The organism is Delftia sp. PE138 (assembly GCF_018320755.1).
Lineage (GTDB): Bacteria > Pseudomonadota > Gammaproteobacteria > Burkholderiales > Burkholderiaceae_C > Comamonas > Comamonas tsuruhatensis.
The window spans coordinates 1-16,848 of the sequence record NZ_JABEPN010000017.1 but is presented as its reverse complement, the minus strand read 5'-3'; the positions used below and the strand labels follow the sequence as shown (position 1 = coordinate 16,848).

The window sequence follows — 16,848 nt, the reverse complement described above, 5'->3', positions numbered from 1 at the left end:
GGAACAAAACTTGAGGTTTTTTTACTGCACCAGCACCACGCCCTCGGGATTCACCACCCCGGAGATGAGCCGGCCATTATCCATGCGAACCCGCACGGTCTGGCCTTCGCCGGCGGCAGACATGGCCTTGCCCGACGATGTGACGGAAAAACCACCACCATTGACCAGAACACGCACTTCGGCACCCACCGCGAACAGCGCCGGCGTACGCAGCATGTTCTGGCGCAGTGCCTGGCCTGCGGCCAGCGGGCGGGAAGCCACCAGGCCCACCCAGTCCTGCTGGTTGGCGTAGACGGCGGCCGAATCCTCGGCCCAGTCCACCTCGGCCTGGACGGCGTCGTCGGCCGACAGCGGGCGGCCCGAAGGCACGCCGTTTTGCAGCACCCAGGCAGGCCCCCAGGCCTTGACCGTGATGGGCAGGAACACATTCCAGGCCACGGCGCCCTGCAGGCAGCGCAGGCCCAGGCGGGTACGGCCCCACAGGCGCGAGCCTGCGGGCAAATAGGGCTCGACCTTGGCGCAGGCGGCCAGGCGCAGGCGGGGATCGAGCTGGCCCATCTGCACTTCCATGCGCAGGGGCAGGGCGCCCGCACCGGCCATGCCCTGCTGCAGGGCCTCGTCGGCAAAGCGCTGGCCGATCTGGCTGAGCTGGGCCGCGCCATCGGGCGCGTTCTGCGCGAACGCGCTGCCTGCCAGCGATGCTCCAGCGGCGAGCGCAGCGCATGCGGCGGCGCGGGCGAAGGCTCGGGCGGCGGAAGGCGGATGGGCGGTGCTGAAGTTCGACATGGCTGGGGCTCCTGACTTGCTCCGGCACCCCGTCAGGATGGGCGGGATACATGGAGCGATGCCAGCAAATATAGGGCGGGCGCCGTTTTCCGAAGCGCCGAACTGCGCAGGCAAACGCGCTTTCTTTGCGCTTTAGCGTTCGGGCCCGATTTCCATAATCGACGCATGCCGCAGTCCGTGGGCTGCCGCCATTTCGTCAACCGATCACCGCAAATCCCAGAGGGCGAGGCCGACATGCTCGACAAGATGACTGAACGACTGGACTTCCAGAGCAAGGCGCTGGTGCTGCGCGCCGAGCGCCAGCGTGCAATCGCCAGCAACATCGCCAATGCCGACACCCCGGGCTATGTGGCACGCGACTTCAATTTCCGCGAGGCGCTGACGGCCGTCACCTCCGGCCCCTCGCCCATGACGCTGGCCAGCGTCAGCCAGGGCGGCCACATTCCGCTGCCTGCCGCCGCCTCGGGGCAGAGCGCGCAAAGCCATCTCGGCTACTCGGTGCAGGCCCAGACCAACATGGACAACAACACCGTGGACCTGGACCGCGAACGCGCCAACTTCGTCGACAACGCCGTGCGCTACGAAGCCACGCTGCGCTTTCTGAACGGCCAGGCCAAGACCATGCTGTCGGCCATCCAGGGCCAGTAAGCCGGCGCCACAGATCACAGGAGCTTTCCCATGTCCATGTTCTCCATCTTCAGCATCTCCGGCAGTGCCGTCAGCGCCCAGTCCCAGCGCCTGAACGTCGTGGCCTCGAACCTGGCCAACGTCGATGCCGTGGCCGGCCCCGACGGCAAGGCCTACCAGGCACGCCAGGTGGTCTTCCAGACCGTGCCCATGGGCGAGGAAGGCTCCTCGGGCGTGCGCGTCAGCGCCATCAGCCAGGACAACACGCCGGGCCGCCGCATCCACGATCCCCAGCACCCGCTGGCCGATGCCGAAGGCTATGTGACGCATTCCAACGTCAGCGCCGTGGACGAGATGGTCAACATGATCTCGGCCTCGCGCTCCTACCAGAACAACGTCGAGGTCATGAACACGACCAAGTCGCTGCTGCTCAAAACCCTGCAGATGGGCCAGTGAGCCCCGTCCGCACCACATTCCAGGAGCCACTCCCATGATCTATGGCGCAGGCAGCGTCGCCAGCACGGCCGACCTCAACAGCAAGAACACCACGAGCAATTCGAACACCGACCCCGCAGCAGCGCAGGACCGCTTCCTGAAGCTGCTGGTCGCGCAGTTGAACAACCAGGATCCCATGAATCCCATGGACAACGCGCAGATGACCTCGCAGATGGCGCAGATCAACACCGTCACCGGCATCCAGCAGTTGAACAAGACCATGGAAAGCATGGCCGGCCAGTTCACGGCCATGCAGGTGCTGCAGGGCACGCAGATGATCGGCCGCACCGTGCTGACCGAGGGCAACACCCTGGGCGTGGGCAAGGAAAAGTCCTATACGGCGGCCTTCGACCTCGAAGGCCCGGCCGCCGATGTCAAGGTGCAGATCACCACGGCCGGCGGCGAGCTGGTGGACACCGTCGAGCTGGGCAGCGGCACCGCGGGCCGCAACTACTTCACCTGGGACGGCAGCAAGTACACGGGCGATGCCAGCCAGCTGCGCTACACGGTGCAGGCCACGAATGCCGACAAGGCCGTGGCCTCGACCACGCTGTCGCCCCACGCGGTGCTTGCCACGGGCACCACCGACGGCAAGCTGACGCTGGAGCTGGACGACGGCACCAACGTCGCCTACACCTCCGTCAAGGCCGTGTACTGAACGCCGCACCAAACACCCCAAACCATCGCAGGAGCACACCATGGGATTCCAACAAGGCCTCTCGGGTCTGAACGCCGCCAGCAAGAACCTGGACGTGATCGGCCACAACATCGCCAACGCCAACACCACGGGCTTCAAGTCCTCGCGCGCCGAGTTCGCCGAGGCCGTGGCCAGCGCCGTCGGCTCGGCCAGCGGCCAGACCAGCGGCATCGGTGTCAACGTGGCCGCCGTGACCCAGCAGTTCCGCCAGGGCCCGATCACGACCACGGGCAACAACCTGGACGTGGCCATCAACGGCAACGGCTTCTTCGTGGTGCGCCAGCCCGATGGCAGCACGGCCTATACGCGCGCCGGCAGCTTCGGCCTGGACAAGCAGGGCAACCTCAAGACCGTGCAGGGCGACAACGTCATGGGCTACCCCGTGGACGCCACCACGGGCAAGGTGCTGGCCGGCGGCCAGCCCGTGCCCATGGTCTTCCCGTCGGGCCAGCCGATTGCGGCCAAGACCACGACCAAGATCAATGTGGAGCTGAACCTCGATGCGCGCGCCACGCCCGCGGCAGGCAACCCCACAGCCACGCCTCCCGTTGCCGCCACGCCGCGCGCCACCTATGGCACCTCGATCAACGTCTATGACAGCCAGGGCGTGCCCACGCCGGTGCAGCTGTACTTCGAGAAGGACGCAGCATCCAATACCTGGAACGTCTTCACACAGTTGGACAACCCCACAGCGACGCCTCCGGTGGTGGCCACACCAATCGCCAAGATCGCCTTCGATGCCAACGGGAAATTTGTGTCGGCCACGCCCAACACGCCCCTGCAGATCCCAAGCAACAATCCCAATGCCCCGGCGCCCGGCACCATCAACGGCACGGCCGGCGTGACGCTGGACTTCTCCAGCGTGACCCAGTTCGGCACCAAGTTCGCGGTCAGCAGCCTCAAGCAGGACGGCTACACCTCGGGCGCGCTCACCGGCATCAACATCGGCAACGATGGCGCCATCGTGGCCACCTACTCCAACGGCGTGACGCGCACCGAGGGCCAGCTGGCCCTGGCCGCCTTCACCAACACCCAGGGCCTGGGCGCCGTGGGTGACAACAAGTGGGTGGAAACCTCGGATTCGGGCCCGGCGCTCAACGGCACGGCCCAGTCCGGCACCTTCGGCTCGCTGCGTTCGGGCGCGCTGGAGGACTCCAACGTGGACCTGACCGCCGAGCTGGTGAACATGATGACCGCGCAGCGCGCCTACCAGGCCAATGCCCAGACCATCAAGACCCAGGACCAGGTCTTCTCGACCCTGGTGAACCTGCGCTGATAGCCAAGAACTGAGTCAGGAGAGCCGGCATGGACCGCATCATCTACACCTCCATGACGGGCGCCAACGCAGCGGCGCAGCGTCAGTCCGTGCTGGCCCACAACCTGGCCAATGCCGGCACCAATGGCTTTCGGGCCGAAATGTCCACCTTCCGCTCCGTGCCCCTGCAGGGCAGCGGCGCGGGCACGCGCGTGTTCGCGCTGGAGGCAACCTCCGGCTACGTGGACACGCCCGGCCCCACCCAGCGCACGGGCCGCGCACTGGACGCCATGGCCATGGGCCGCGCCTGGTTCGCCGTCCAGGGCCTGGACGGCCAGGAAGCCTACACACGCAACGGCGTGTTCGAGGTTTCCCCCGAGGGCCAGCTGGTCAACAGCAACGGCCAGGCCGTGCTGTCGGACGGCGGCGGCCCCATCGACATTCCGCCCGAGTCCACGATTTCCCTGGGCTCCGACGGCACGCTGACCGCCAAGACCGGCAACCAGCTGCCCGTGGCCGTGGGCCGCGTCAAGCTGGCCACGCCGGCCGAGGACGCTGCGCTGGTGCGCGGCAACGACGGCCTGTTCCGCACGGGCAACGGCGAGCCGCTGCCCAACGACGAGAACGCCCGCCTGCTGTCGGGTGCCATCGAAGGCTCGAACGTGAATTCGGTGGAGACCATGGTCGGCATGATTGCCGCCGCCCGCCAGTTCGAGACCCAGATGCGCCTGCTGCAGACCGCAGAAACCAATGACAAGACGGCCAGCCAACTCTTGAGCATGAACGGCTGAAAGCACTGAAAAGGAAAACGCCATGATCAATTCGCTGTTCATCTCCAAGACCGGCATGGAAGCCCAGCAGACCCAGCTGGATGTGATCTCCCACAACCTGGCCAACGTCTCGACCACGGGCTACAAGCGCGCCAGCGCGGTGTTCGAGGATCTGATCTACCAGAACCTGCGCCAGTCGGGCGCCCAGACCACCGAGCAGAACCAGCTGCCCACGGGCCTGCACCTGGGCCTGGGCGTGCGCACGGTGGCCACCTCGCGCAATTTCCTGCAGGGCGCCCTGCAGCAGTCCAACAATGCGCTGGACGTGGCCATCGACGGCAACGGCTTCTTCCAGGTCAACATGCCCGACGGCACCACGGCCTATACCCGCGACGGCTCCTTCCAGGTCGATGCCCAGGGCCAGTTGGTGACTGCCAGCGGCATGCCCATCGCCAACGGCGTCACCATTCCCCAGGGCGCGACCAAGGTGTCTATCAGCCCCGAGGGCGTGGTCAGCGTGACCATGGCCGGCCAGGCTGCGCCCCAGCAGGTGGGCAACATCGCGATGAGCCAGTTCATCAATCCGGCCGGCCTGGAGCCGCGCGGCCAGAACCTGTTCACGGAAACCGCTTCCTCGGGCCAGCCCCAGCAGGGCCAGCCCGGTGTCAACGGCATGGGCATGATCAAGCAGGGCTACCTGGAAGGCTCGAACGTGAACGTGGTGCAGGAGCTGGTGACCATGATCCAGACCCAGCGCGCCTATGAAATGAATTCCAAGGCCATCCAGACGTCGGACCAGATGCTGGCCAAGCTGGCGCAGTTGTAATTGATCTCTCCCCCTGAGCGGCTTCGCCGCTTCCCCCTCTCTACTCGCTTCGCGAGGGAGGGGGACGACGCCCTCGCTGCGGGGCGGCCCTTGCTCGGCGTCCCTGACCTGGGCCGCGCCGGTCTCCGGGGTCGCGCCACATGCCTATGGCTCGCCAGGTTCATGCGAAGCATGGATCACTGAAACACCGGGAACATCGCCATGACCCAACGAACCTTCTCCCTTTCCGCGACGGGCACGTGCCTGGCGCTGGCGGCAGTCCTGTCGGGCTGCACGACGCTCAATGACCCGCCGCCGGTGGACATGCCGTCCACGGCGCCGCCGGTGCTGCCGCAGCCCGCCCCGGTGGCGGGCAGCCCCACGGGCAGCCTGTTCAACGCGGCCAGCTACCGGCCCGGTTTCGAGAACCGGCGTGCGCGCCTGGTGGGGGATCTGGTGACGGTGCAGATCGTGGAGCGTGTGACGGCCAGCCAGAAGTCGGATTCGGGCCTCAAGCGGTCCAACAAGACCACGGCCGGGATTTCGGCGCTGCCGCTGTTTTCGGGCAATGCGCTGGCCAATCTCAAGGACCGCTCCAACATCGGCTTCAACAACAACAACGACTACACGGGCTCGGGCTCGACGTCCAGCGACAACACGTTCACGGGCGCCATCAGCACGACGGTGGTCGATGTGCTGCCCAACGGCCATCTGGTGATCGCCGGAGAAAAGCAGATCGGCGTGAACCACAACGTGGATGTGCTGCGCTTCACGGGCACGGTGGACCCGCGCACCATGCAGCCCGGCAGCCTGGTCGCATCGACCCAGGTGGCCAACGTGCGCGTGGAATCGCGCAGCCGCGGGCAGGCCGGGGAAGCGCAGTCAATTGGCTGGTTGTCCCGGTTCTTTTTGAACGTTATGCCGTTCTGATTCTCCGGAGAATGGACAGCATGAAAGTACTGTCCATGCTCCTGACATTGCGCCAAGCGCAGCGCCCGTTCTGGGTTGCAGCCGCCCTCGGCGCCAGCATGCTGACCCTGCCGGCGCATGCAACACGCATCAAGGAGGTCGCTGCCATCCAGGGCGTGCGCAGCAACCAGTTGACCGGCTACGGTCTGGTGGTCGGCCTCGACGGCACGGGCGACCAGACCACCCAGATGCCCTACACCAAGCAGGCCCTGGCCAACTACCTGGAGCAGATGGGCATCTCGCTGCCCGCCACAGGCAACGCGGGCCAGCTGCAGCTCAAGAACGTGGCGGCCGTGATCGTCACCGCCGAGCTGCCGGCCTTTGCCCAGCCAGGCCAGACCATCGACGTGGTCGTCTCCTCCGTGGGCAATGCCAAGTCGCTCAAGGGCGGCACCCTGGTGACCACGCCGCTGCGCGGTGCCGACGGCGAGATCTACGCGCTGGCCCAGGGCAACCTCGTGGTCGGCGGCGCCGGCGCCTCGGCCGGCGGCTCCAAGGTACAGATCAACCACCTGAGCGCGGGCCGCGTGCCGCAGGGCGCCCAGGTCGAACGCGCAGTTCCCACCCCGATCAACGAAGGCGACAGCATCACGCTGGGCCTGAACGCCACCGATTTCCAGACCGCCGACAAGGTGGTGCGCGCCATCAACCAGCGCATGGGCCAGGGCGTGGCGCAGGCGCTGGACGGGCGCACCGTGCGCGTATCCGCGCCCCAGGACCCGGGATCGCGCGTGCGCATGATTGCCGAGATCCAGGAGATGCCGATCGAGACCTCCAAGCCCTCGGCCAAGGTCGTGATCAACGCACGCACGGGCTCCATCGTGCTCAACCAGGCCGTGACCCTGGGCCCCTGCGCCATCGCCCACGGCAACCTGGCCATCACCATCAGCACCACGCCGGTGATCAGCCAGCCCGGCGCCTTCTCGCAGGGCCAGACCGTGGTGGCCCAGAAGTCCGACATCCAGATCAAGCAGGAGCCCGGCAACATCATCAACATGCCCGGCTCCCCGCAGCTCACCGACGTGGTGCGCGCACTCAACACGCTGGGCGCCACGCCCCAGGACCTGCTGGCCATCCTGCAGGCCATCAAGGCCGCAGGCGCTCTCAACGCCGAACTGGAGGTGATATGAGCATCGCACTTCCCAATGGATCGCAGACTGCGGCCAGCAATGCGCTGGCGGCCGACGCCCGGTCCCTCAACGCACTCAAGTTCGCGGCCGGCGAGAACAGCCCGCAGGCCGCGAAGGAAACCGCCAAACAGCTGGAATCGCTGTTCATGCGCGAGATGATCAAGAGCATGCGCGAGGCGACCATGAAGTCCGGCCTGCTCGACAGCGCACAGGGCAACCTCAGCACCGACATGCTGGACCAGCAGCTGTCGGTGGCCATGTCGGGCCAGCCCGGCGGACTGTCGGATGCCATCACGCGCCAGCTGGCCCGCACCATGGGCTCGGAAGCCGCCGAGGATGCCGAGATCTCCGTGCCCTCCACGCTGAGCATGAGCCGCATCGCCTGGCGCAGCACGGCCACCAATGCCAATGGCGCCGCCGGCGGCACCGCTGCCATCGGCGCCTGGAGCGGCAGCCGCAGCAGCGCGGCCCAGTCCGTCAACGCCTACGCACCCGCGCCCAAGGGCCGCGACAACTTCGTGGCCCACCATGGCGACGCCGCGGCGCGCGTGGCGCAGGAAAGCGGCATTCCGGCCGCCTTCATGCTGGGCCAGGCCGGCCACGAGACCGGCTGGGGCAAGAGCGAGATCAAGAACGCCGATGGCAGCAATGCCCACAACCTCTTCGGCATCAAGGCCGGCAAGGGCTGGACGGGCAAGGTCGCCGAGGTCACGACCACCGAATACATCGACGGCGTGGCGCGCAAGGTCACGGCCAAGTTCCGCGCCTACGGCTCCTACGAGGAGTCCTTCCGCGACTATGCGCGGCTGATCACCAGCAATCCGCGCTACGAGAAAGCCATGGGCAAGACCGACTCGGCCCTGGCCTATGCGACCGAGCTGCAGAAAGCCGGCTACGCCACCGATCCCGAATACGCCAGCAAGCTCAGCCGCGCCATCCAGAGCGCCGTGCAGAGCGCGGCACGCGCACAAGCCTAAACCGAGAACACGCCATGAGCCTTTTGAACGTCGGATCCCGCGCCCTGATGGCGAATCAGATCGCCCTGCAGACCACCGGCCACAACATCGCCAACGTCAACACGGCCGGCTACTCGCGCCAGAGCGTGGCCTTCCAGACCTCGCCGGGCCAGAACATGGGCAGCGGCTACATCGGCAATGGCGTGGATGTGAACACCATCCTGCGCAACTTCAACGAGTTGCTGAACCGCCAGGCGGCCACGGCCAGCGCCGTGTCGGCGGCCGATTCGGCGCGCGCCACCTCGCTGGCGCAGATGCAGGAAGTGTTCAGCGGCGGCAAGACCGGCCTGGGCGCGGCCATCACGGACATGATGAATTCGTTCGCCGACATCGTCGGTGCACCCACGGATCCGACGGCGCGCAGCGTGGTGCTGACCCGCATGAACGAACTGGCGGCCCGCTTTCGCTCGTCCTCTGCACAGTTGGAGGAGCTGGACTACAACACACGCCAGCAGATGGGCAATGACGTGACCGTGGTCAACAGCCTTGCCAGCCAGATCGCAACGCTCAACGGGCAGATCAGCCAGTCCATTGCCACAGGCCATGCACCCAACGATCTGCTGGATCAGCGTGACCAGTTGGTGCGCGACATGAACCAGTACGTCCAGACCACTCAGATTCCGGCTGATGACGGTTCCATCAGCCTGTTCGTGGGTGGAAGCCAGCCGCTGGTACTGGGCCAGAATGCGGCCAAGCTAGAAGTCAGGGAATCGTCCCAATACCCCGGCAGTGGCCAGATGACCTTGTACTTCAAGCAATCCGGCGGGACGGATGTGGAGCTCTCGCCTGGAATGCTCGGAGGCGGTGAAATCGCCGGCCTGCTCCAATTCCAGGGTAGTGATCTCTCGGAAGGCCGCAACCTGCTCGGGCGCATGGCAGCCGCCCTGGGCGCAGCCATGAATACCCAGCACCAAAGCGGCCTGACACAGGATGGCACGCGCGGCACAGCATTGTTCACGGTACCCACGGCCATAGCGGGCCGCACGACGATCTCTGGCATCACCGCACAGGTGCAGTTCGTCGACCAAACCTCCACCAGCAATCCCAAGGCTGCGCTGGACTACACGGCCTATGCCGCGTCCGACTACAAAGTGGTGTTCAAGACCGGGGGGGCCCTCTCCCTGGTCCGGCTGTCGGACAACAAGACCACGGAGTTCGCCAACGTCACCGACCTTGCAAACACCACGGTGGATGGACTGCGCTTCGAGATATCCGCGCCAGGCGCGGCCAACCAGAGCGTGCTGTTCCAGCCTTTTTCTGCCGCCGCTCACGACTTCAAGGCGCTTGTATCGTCTGCCCGGGACCTGGCAATTGCCAATCCCATCACCGCCGGCATGGCTGAAGGCAACAAGGGCAATCTGCAGATGACTTCGCTGAAAATGCTGTCGCCCACTTCAGCACTGCCTCCAACTCCTTCTGGAGTGCAGTTGAGCTTTCAGGTGGATGCGACAACCGGTGCCGTCACTTACAGCTTCACGGGCGCGGCATCGGGCAACGGTGTCGCACATCCCTATGTATCGGGCGAGCCCATCACGGTCGACGGCTGGTCCGTTACCCTTACAGGAACCCCTCACCATGGAGATTCCCTGCGCGTGGGCAATGCACTGGATCCGCAATATGGCGACAGCTATCTGCGAAACGCGGGCAACGGATCGGCTTTCCTGGACCTGCGCGACAAGCAGGTATTCGACAAGAGTACTTCACTCAGCGATGGATTCTCCAGCGCGATCGCGCAGGTAGGCGCGCGCACCCAGAGCGCCACTTACGCAGCCAAGCTCTCCGGGACCATCGCCTCCAACCTCGAGGCAGACCGTACGGCGGTGTCAGGCGTGAACCTCGATGAAGAGGCGGCCAAGCTGCTGCAGTATCAGCAGTCCTATCAGGCCTCGGCCAAGATGCTGCAAGTGGCGCAGGGCATTTTCGACAGTGTGCTTCAGGCCGTGGGCCGCTAATTTCGCGAGGAGATCCAACATGAGCAACATCGCACGCATTGGCACGGCCAACATGTACGACAACACGGTGCGCAACCTCACATCGCGCCAGAGCAACCTCGTGGAACTGATGGAGAAGACCACTGCCGGCAAACGCGTGCTGCGCGCCAGCGATGACCCCGTGGCAGCGGCCCAGGCCGAGCGCGCTCAGACCCGGCTGACGCGCACCGCAACAGACCAGCGTTCGCTGGATGCGCAGCGCAACATCATGACCAATGCCGAGTCGACGCTCGGCGAGGCTCACTCCGCCATGCAGGAGCTTCGGGACTTGCTAGTGAACGCGGGCAACGGTTCATTCGATCAGCAATCTCGCGACACTCTGTTGGCCAGAATGACCAGCCTTCGTGAGCAATTGGTGGCCTACGCCAATCGCAAAGACACCAATGGCCTGCCACTGTTCCGAGGCCTGGACAGCGCCGACCAGCCAATTCAGGGATACAACTTCGTGGGCCAGCCCGGCCAGGCAGGCAGCAACGACAGCGGCATTGCCAACTCCATCGACGGCGCTGCCGCATGGATGAACGTTCCCACAGGAAACGGCGTCTACCAGGTCAGCCTGGACACGGCCGGTGGCGGAAAATTCTGGACCGATGTGGGCACCATCACCGATCCTGCCGCCGCCGCAGCAGCGACACGCCCCATCACCGTGAAATTTTCCACTGATGCCAGCGGCAACCTGCAATACAGTGCCGACAACGGAGCCACCTTCAGCCCCTTCAAATCGGGCGATGCCATCGAGATCCAGGGCATGCGTGTCACTGTTTCTGGAACACCCAAGGCGGGCGACGGCTTCGTGCTGCAGGACAGCACGCGCTCCGATGTATTCAGCGTGGTCGACCGTGTGATTGATGCTGTGCGCAATGGAGCCAACGCCGACGGCAGCGCCAAGCCAGAACTCACCCAGGCCATTGGCCGAGGCCTGACCGAGATCGATTCCAGTATGAGCCGCCTGCACTCGGCACGCAGCCTGGCCGGTGACTTGCTCAATCGTGCCGACCGCATTGAAGATGGCCTGCTGGACCGTGAAGTTCAACTCGAGGCAGACCGCTCACGCGCCGAAGACATAGATATGATCAAGGCCCTCTCGGAAGTGGACATGCAGAAGGTAGGACTGCAGGCGGCCTTGCAGTCCTACGCCTCGATCCAGAAACTGTCACTGTTCAACTTCATCAACTGATAACCGCCCGCGCATGCATCCATGGTCCAGTCCGTCCTGAGCTCTCTGACCCTCGGCTATAGGCCGCTCTGGAACCAGGCCCGCCGTCTGGCGGGCGTGCAGCTTTATCTTCACGAGGAGCCCGGCGTCCAGGCCGACGTGGCCCACCTGCTGCGCATACTGCGCGAGACCTGGGGCACGCAGTCGCCGCCGGTGCTGCTGTCGCCCCAATCCCGCCAGGTGCTGTGCGACCTGCTGGAGAACGCCTCCAAGGGAAGCCCCTGGATCGAGGTGCGCGGCGACTGGCTGCAGGACTCCGCCATCTATGACCTGGTGCGCCAGGCCCATGCGCGCGGCCTGATGCTGGTCTGGCGCGGCCCGCTGTCCGACGTGCCCGACGCCCAGGCCGCCCACTGGTTTGCCAGCAGCCTGCTGCACCTGCCGCCCGAAGGCGCCTCGGGCATGCCCAACCAGACCGTGCTGGCGCTGCAGCAGGCCGCGCAGGCCGCCGAAGCGCCGACCAAGCTCCAGGCAATCAAGCAGGCCGCCAGGCCCGCCCCCACCCTGCCCCCCCTGCAACTGCTGGGCGGCCAGATGTACGAGGGGCTGGACAGCCTGGCCCTGGCCGATCTGTGCCTGGACAGCTTCCATGCGGGCGCCATCGCCGGCTGGCCCGTGGCCGATGCATTGCATGCCCAGCGCCATCACCCCGCCTTGCCCAGCCGCGACACCGTGCTTGCGCTGATGCGTGCCGTCGATGCCGAGCAATCGCTGGAAGCCTTCGAGCAGATCCTGGGCGAGGACCCCATCCTGGCCTATCGCTTCATGCTCTACACCAACTCCGCGGCCCTGGGCCTGCGGGGCAATGTGGACTCGCTGCGCCGCGGCCTGGTGATGCTGGGCTACGGCACGCTGCAGCGCTGGCTGTCGGACCAGCTGCCCCACGCCTGCACCGAGCCCAGCCTGATACCCGTGCGCACCGCCATCCGGCTGCGCGCCAGCCTGACCGAACGCCTGATCGAAGCCGGCATCAGCCACGACCTGCAGCGCGAGGTCTATCTGCTGGGCCTGTTCTCGCAGCTGGACCAATTGCTGGGCGAGCCCCTACCCACCGTGCTGCGCCGCGTACCGCTGTCCGAACGCGTCTTCGACGCGGCCGTGACGCGCACCGGCCCCTACGCGCCGGCCCTGATGATGGCCATTGCGCTGGAATCCGACGATCCCGCACCGATTCGCCAGCTGCGCGAAGACAACGACTTCGAGATCGAGGACGTCAACCGCAACCTGCTGCGCATGCTCAGCGAACTGCAGGTGCAGCCCGCGCCGGCGGCCTGATCGATATACGGCGACCCACAGCGGCCGAACCTGCGGCCTGATCTGCAGCCGCTGCCATCCGCAGATTCCACCCATGAAAAAACCGCCTGGATCTCAGGCGGTTTTTTCATGTCCGGCAGGAAGCTGCAGATGCAGCTGCCGCCGTCAGGCCATGGCTCAATGCATGGCGTGGGGCTGACCGTCGAACATGTGCTCGAACTGTGCCAGCCAGGGCTCGGCCAGCGTGCGGATCTGGGCATCGTTGCGCAGGATGCGCTGCATGATGCGGGCCTTCTCCTTGCGTTCCTCAGGGGCCAGCGGCTCGTCATGGGCCTTGATGCGCAGTTGCTCGATCAAGACTGCGCAAGTGCCTTCGTAACGCGCTACTCCCTCCCAGTCTTTGTTCTGGGCCGCCTGCAGCATCTTGGCGCTGCTGTCTTCTATGGCGCGATAGAAATCAATCAATGTGTGCTCCATAAACGCATGGCGTTACTGTGCAGCCGCTTCCGGCGAAGTGGCAATGGCCTGCCAGCCCTGGGCAACCGGCTCGACCAAGGCCACGACCTCCTGCACGGCCTCCGCATCGTTGCGCACGTTGGCATGGGTGAGACGCTGGATGCAATAGTCGTACAGGGCGCCCAGGTTCATCGCCAACTCACCGCCTTGCTCACGATTGAGACCGCCTTTGAGGCCCTCTTCCAGAATCCGGATGGCACGCCCCAGCTGGGTGCCCTTGGCCTCGACCTCTCCGCGCAGAATCGAGCCCCGCGCTGCATTGAGGTTTTGCAACAGGCCCTCGAACAGCATCTGGATGAGTCGGTGGGGTGAAGCACTCTCCACGCCAGACTGCGCACCGACCTGCCGGTAGGCGCTCGCGGCACGGGAAAAAGCAGGGGTATACATAGGGGACATCCTTATCAACGGCTTGCCTTGTATATCGACAGCCGGTCTCCAATATCAAATGTTTTTTTAGGAGGAGCTCTTGTTCCAGCTGGCAACCTGCTGAGTCATGTAGGTGCTCAGCGCGGAGATGGATGCCATCTGCTTGTCCAGCGCCGTGTACTGACGCGTCATCCGTGCCTCCAGAGTGGCAGCGTTCTGGTTGACCTTTTTCTGTTCATCCAGGTTTGCTGTCGATCTCTTTTTCAGCGAGTCGCTCTTGCTGTTGAGTGTGCCGTCGTAGGACAGCAGCTCGTCAGTGAATTTCTTGAAATTCACAGCGATGCCACCGCCCGTGCCGTCGCTGGAGGATTTGGCGGCGAAAAGCGATTTGATGGCATCAGGCGACTCCAGAGCCTTGTCCAACTTGGTCGTATCGGTAATCTTCAGCGCACCACCTTGCTGCATCTGAATGCCCACCTGAGCCAGTCGGGTGAACGCGCCAGACGCGTTGGAGGCCGTTCCTGTCGTCAGAGAGCGCAAGGCGTTCTGCAGGTTCACCGTCGACGAGTCAGCCTGGAGCACGCCCTCGCTTTCGTTGTCGGGATTGGTCGAGGCCGTGACCTTGCCATCCACGGATCGCATGCTCTTGGTGGAACTGGACAGCAATTCGTTGACCGCGTTGTAGGCATCAATGAATTCCTGCAGATTCTTCTTGATCGCTTCCTTGTCGCTGGCGATCGAGACGCGCGCATCCTTGCCTGCCGTAGTGATTTCGTTCACAGAAATCTTCAGCCCGGGCAGTATGTTGTCGAAGTTGTCGGTCTCAGACACCTGTTCCACCCCATTGATGGTGATCTTGGCGTTCTGGGCCGACTGTCCGGGTGGTATGGTGAAATTCAGTCCCGTCGTCGTAAAAGCGGATTTCTCACCGGTCTCTTTGGACGTCAGCATCAGGCGCTCATTGCCGGAGGCATCGCGCATCACCGCAGCCTTTACGCCGGCACCCTTGTCGTTGATTTTCGCAGCCAGCGTCGTCAAAGTATCGCTGGCCGTATAGTCGATTCCCCAGGATTTCGTGCCTTGGGCGATGGTCAATGTTCCCGCCGTTCCCAGCTTGGAGTCAACCACACGTGCGTCACTTACGGACGTCTGAGCGCGCGACAGCTGGCCCACGCCGATATCGTAAACCGAGGGGCTGGTGATGCCTGTCACCGTCATGGATACAGCCGTGTTGCTGGACTTCACGGTCATTGCGTTCCAGCCGCTGTCACGTGTCAGCTTGGCAGCAGCATCGGCCAGTGTGCTGGTCAGCGACTTGATCTTGGAATAGGTCGATATCTGGGCATCGATGGTCTTGGCCTTGGTCTGCAGGCCATCCAACGGCTTCTTCGCAAGATCAACCATCTGGGAGATGATTTCCGTGACCTTCAGGCCGCTGCCGATACCAATAGAGGAAATAGCCATTTCATGCTCCTTGACGGCACAGGACGGACAAGCCCATGCCAATGAATACCGCCGATTCTGAACGAAGGCTGGAACGTCAAAAGCCCGAAAAGCGGCACGAGACCTTGCCAGCATGCGCTTTGTGCTGGGCACGGTCTCCGGGACCCATGCCTGCTTGACGGCAGGATCAGCGAAAACTTGAGCGCTTTTTCGTATCTCGCCCGCAAAAGGAAAAAAGGCAGCCATGCGCGAGCAGGGCTGCCATCAAAAAGCAAACTCATCCAAGCTTGCCAGCGCTGGCCCTCATCGAGACGGCGCCAGCAAGCTCCTCCATCAACGCAGCAGGCTCAGCACCTGCTGGGGCAGCTGGTTGGCCTGGGCCACCATCGCCGTACCAGCCTGCTGCAGGATCTGCGTACGGCTCAGGTTCGCCGTTTCCTTGGCAAAGTCGGCATCCGTGATCCGGCTGCGCGCTGCGGAAATGTTTTCGTTCTGGATGTCGATGTTCTCCACAGCCTTCTCGAAGCGGGTCTGCAGTGCGCCCAGGTCNGGCGCCAGCAAGCTCCTCCATCAACGCAGCAGGCTCAGCACCTGCTGGGGCAGCTGGTTGGCCTGGGCCACCATCGCCGTACCAGCCTGCTGCAGGATCTGCGTACGGCTCAGGTTCGCCGTTTCCTTGGCAAAGTCGGCATCCGTGATCCGGCTGCGCGCTGCGGAAATGTTTTCGTTCTGGATGTCGATGTTCTCCACAGCCTTCTCGAAGCGGGTCTGCAGTGCGCCCAGGTCGCCGCGCGCCGTGTTCACCTTGTCGATGGCGTTGTCGATACGCTGCATGGCTTCCCACGCGCCGGCCTGGGTGGAGATGTCCACCTTGTCGATGCCCTTGCCCTCAGTGGTCGAAATGGCAGTGAACGTAGCTGTAGCGCCAGTGATGGTCAAAGCGACACCGGTTGCGGTTCCATCGGTGTCAGCCTGTGCGCGGAAATCAATGGTACTGCCATCTTCATTCAGGTAGGCCACCACGCCGGTATCAGCGGTCTTGGCATTGATCGCGTTAATGACCTTGCCGACAGTCTCCTTGTCCGTGGAGTTCGCATCAACGGCAACAGCCGTGAACGTGGTGACCGTACCCAGCTTGCCCGTAATGGAAACTTGGACATCCGCAGTAGTGGCGGAAATAGCTGTGGACGAAGCCGTGCCCGTCGCGTAAGAAGAGTTGCCCAGGCTGTCGACCTTCACGTTGCCCAACGAGCCCACGCTGATGTTGTCGCCAGAGTTCGCACCCACCTGGAACACGCCACCCGTGAAGCTGCCTTCCAGCAGCTTCTGGCCATTGAACGTGGTGGTCTTGGCCACACGGTCCACTTCATCACGCAGTTGAGACAGCTCCGACTGCAGCGCCTCACGGTCGCTCTTGCTGTTCGTCGCGTTGGACGACTGCACCGCCAGCTCGCGCATGCGCTGCAGCATGTCGCCGACCTTGCCCAGCGCGCCTTCAGCCGTCTGTGCCAG

At 64.4% G+C, this 16,848-nt stretch carries 17 protein-coding genes and 1 pseudogene; 12 read left to right on the top strand and 6 right to left on the bottom strand.

Features of this window, described 5'->3' with window-relative positions:
* Positions 1 to 21: 21 nt before the first annotated feature.
* Positions 22 to 786: a flagellar basal body P-ring formation chaperone FlgA gene (gene flgA, locus HFGMBDPB_RS29120; protein WP_016449315.1), complete on the bottom strand. Its 765-nt coding sequence runs from the start codon at positions 784 to 786 to the stop codon at positions 22 to 24.
* Positions 787 to 1,020: 234 nt separating this feature from the next.
* Between flgA and flgB the strand changes: the two genes are divergently transcribed.
* From flgB to HFGMBDPB_RS29060, 12 genes are all read left to right on the top strand, one after another.
* Positions 1,021 to 1,434 (top strand): flagellar basal body rod protein FlgB, encoded by a 414-nt coding sequence (flgB, locus tag HFGMBDPB_RS29115; RefSeq protein WP_013800365.1) that lies wholly within the window; start codon positions 1,021 to 1,023, stop codon positions 1,432 to 1,434.
* A 30-nt stretch (positions 1,435 to 1,464) separates the two neighbouring features.
* Entirely contained in the window at positions 1,465 to 1,869 is a 405-nt protein-coding gene (flgC, locus tag HFGMBDPB_RS29110) for a flagellar basal body rod protein FlgC (RefSeq protein WP_016449314.1), read from the top strand.
* 34 nt (positions 1,870 to 1,903) lie between these two features.
* Positions 1,904 to 2,566, top strand: coding sequence for a flagellar hook assembly protein FlgD (locus HFGMBDPB_RS29105; protein ID WP_016449313.1), 663 nt, complete (start codon positions 1,904 to 1,906; stop codon positions 2,564 to 2,566).
* A gap of 40 nt (positions 2,567 to 2,606) precedes the next feature.
* Positions 2,607 to 3,881, top strand: a complete 1,275-nt coding sequence (gene flgE, locus HFGMBDPB_RS29100; RefSeq protein WP_212646773.1) for a flagellar hook protein FlgE — start codon at positions 2,607 to 2,609, stop codon at positions 3,879 to 3,881.
* 29 nt (positions 3,882 to 3,910) lie between these two features.
* On the top strand, positions 3,911 to 4,651 hold the full coding sequence (locus tag HFGMBDPB_RS29095; protein ID WP_016449311.1) for a flagellar basal body rod protein FlgF: 741 nt from the start codon (positions 3,911 to 3,913) through the stop codon (positions 4,649 to 4,651).
* Between the two features lie 22 nt (positions 4,652 to 4,673).
* The gene (gene flgG, locus HFGMBDPB_RS29090) at positions 4,674 to 5,456 is read left to right on the top strand and encodes a flagellar basal-body rod protein FlgG (RefSeq protein ID WP_012202560.1); all 783 of its coding nucleotides are present in this window, start codon (positions 4,674 to 4,676) and stop codon (positions 5,454 to 5,456) included.
* A 201-nt stretch (positions 5,457 to 5,657) separates the two neighbouring features.
* A complete protein-coding gene (locus tag HFGMBDPB_RS29085; RefSeq protein ID WP_012202559.1) occupies positions 5,658 to 6,365 on the top strand; it encodes a flagellar basal body L-ring protein FlgH in 708 nt (235 codons plus the stop codon).
* Between the two features lie 20 nt (positions 6,366 to 6,385).
* On the top strand, positions 6,386 to 7,534 hold the full coding sequence (locus HFGMBDPB_RS29080; RefSeq protein ID WP_016449310.1) for a flagellar basal body P-ring protein FlgI: 1,149 nt from the start codon (positions 6,386 to 6,388) through the stop codon (positions 7,532 to 7,534).
* Positions 7,531 to 8,511: a flagellar assembly peptidoglycan hydrolase FlgJ gene (gene flgJ, locus HFGMBDPB_RS29075; protein WP_016449309.1), complete on the top strand. Its 981-nt coding sequence runs from the start codon at positions 7,531 to 7,533 to the stop codon at positions 8,509 to 8,511. The genes HFGMBDPB_RS29080 and flgJ overlap by 4 nt, the downstream gene beginning before the upstream one ends.
* Positions 8,512 to 8,525: 14 nt before the next feature.
* Entirely contained in the window at positions 8,526 to 10,502 is a 1,977-nt protein-coding gene (gene flgK, locus HFGMBDPB_RS29070; RefSeq protein ID WP_047219522.1) for a flagellar hook-associated protein FlgK, read from the top strand.
* Positions 10,503 to 10,521: 19 nt separating this feature from the next.
* On the top strand, positions 10,522 to 11,718 hold the full coding sequence (flgL, locus tag HFGMBDPB_RS29065) for a flagellar hook-associated protein FlgL (RefSeq protein WP_047219521.1): 1,197 nt from the start codon (positions 10,522 to 10,524) through the stop codon (positions 11,716 to 11,718).
* A gap of 21 nt (positions 11,719 to 11,739) precedes the next feature.
* The gene (locus HFGMBDPB_RS29060) at positions 11,740 to 13,032 is read left to right on the top strand and encodes an HDOD domain-containing protein (protein WP_212646772.1); all 1,293 of its coding nucleotides are present in this window, start codon (positions 11,740 to 11,742) and stop codon (positions 13,030 to 13,032) included.
* 156 nt (positions 13,033 to 13,188) lie between these two features.
* Here HFGMBDPB_RS29060 and HFGMBDPB_RS29055 read toward each other — a convergent pair whose 3' ends face one another.
* From HFGMBDPB_RS29055 to HFGMBDPB_RS29035, 5 genes and pseudogenes are all read right to left on the bottom strand, one after another.
* On the bottom strand, positions 13,189 to 13,488 hold the full coding sequence (locus HFGMBDPB_RS29055; protein WP_199962059.1) for a flagellar protein FliT: 300 nt from the start codon (positions 13,486 to 13,488) through the stop codon (positions 13,189 to 13,191).
* Between the two features lie 12 nt (positions 13,489 to 13,500).
* Positions 13,501 to 13,914, bottom strand: a complete 414-nt coding sequence (gene fliS / locus HFGMBDPB_RS29050; protein WP_047219519.1) for a flagellar export chaperone FliS — start codon at positions 13,912 to 13,914, stop codon at positions 13,501 to 13,503.
* 66 nt (positions 13,915 to 13,980) lie between these two features.
* Positions 13,981 to 15,357 (bottom strand): flagellar filament capping protein FliD, encoded by a 1,377-nt coding sequence (gene fliD, locus HFGMBDPB_RS29045; protein WP_047219518.1) that lies wholly within the window; start codon positions 15,355 to 15,357, stop codon positions 13,981 to 13,983.
* 312 nt (positions 15,358 to 15,669) lie between these two features.
* Positions 15,670 to 15,882: pseudogene (locus tag HFGMBDPB_RS29040) on the bottom strand (flagellin); the annotation flags it as partial.
* A gap of 24 nt (positions 15,883 to 15,906) precedes the next feature.
* A partial coding sequence (locus tag HFGMBDPB_RS29035; protein WP_160856261.1) for a flagellin occupies positions 15,907 to 16,848 on the bottom strand: 942 nt, incomplete at its 5' end.

Coding starts and splice junctions, on each gene's coding strand:
- flgB (WP_013800365.1), top strand. CDS start 1,021: ATGCTCGACAAGATGACTGAACGACTGGACTTCCAGAGCAAGGCGCTG.
- fliS (WP_047219519.1), bottom strand. CDS start 13,914: ATGTATACCCCTGCTTTTTCCCGTGCCGCGAGCGCCTACCGGCAGGTC.
- flgL (WP_047219521.1), top strand. CDS start 10,522: ATGAGCAACATCGCACGCATTGGCACGGCCAACATGTACGACAACACG.
- flgA (WP_016449315.1), bottom strand. CDS start 786: ATGTCGAACTTCAGCACCGCCCATCCGCCTTCCGCCGCCCGAGCCTTC.
- HFGMBDPB_RS29105 (WP_016449313.1), top strand. CDS start 1,904: ATGATCTATGGCGCAGGCAGCGTCGCCAGCACGGCCGACCTCAACAGC.
- flgJ (WP_016449309.1), top strand. CDS start 7,531: ATGAGCATCGCACTTCCCAATGGATCGCAGACTGCGGCCAGCAATGCG.
- HFGMBDPB_RS29055 (WP_199962059.1), bottom strand. CDS start 13,488: ATGGAGCACACATTGATTGATTTCTATCGCGCCATAGAAGACAGCAGC.
- HFGMBDPB_RS29060 (WP_212646772.1), top strand. CDS start 11,740: ATGGTCCAGTCCGTCCTGAGCTCTCTGACCCTCGGCTATAGGCCGCTC.
- fliD (WP_047219518.1), bottom strand. CDS start 15,357: ATGGCTATTTCCTCTATTGGTATCGGCAGCGGCCTGAAGGTCACGGAA.
- HFGMBDPB_RS29080 (WP_016449310.1), top strand. CDS start 6,386: ATGAAAGTACTGTCCATGCTCCTGACATTGCGCCAAGCGCAGCGCCCG.
- HFGMBDPB_RS29095 (WP_016449311.1), top strand. CDS start 3,911: ATGGACCGCATCATCTACACCTCCATGACGGGCGCCAACGCAGCGGCG.
- HFGMBDPB_RS29085 (WP_012202559.1), top strand. CDS start 5,658: ATGACCCAACGAACCTTCTCCCTTTCCGCGACGGGCACGTGCCTGGCG.
- flgE (WP_212646773.1), top strand. CDS start 2,607: ATGGGATTCCAACAAGGCCTCTCGGGTCTGAACGCCGCCAGCAAGAAC.
- flgC (WP_016449314.1), top strand. CDS start 1,465: ATGTCCATGTTCTCCATCTTCAGCATCTCCGGCAGTGCCGTCAGCGCC.
- flgG (WP_012202560.1), top strand. CDS start 4,674: ATGATCAATTCGCTGTTCATCTCCAAGACCGGCATGGAAGCCCAGCAG.
- flgK (WP_047219522.1), top strand. CDS start 8,526: ATGAGCCTTTTGAACGTCGGATCCCGCGCCCTGATGGCGAATCAGATC.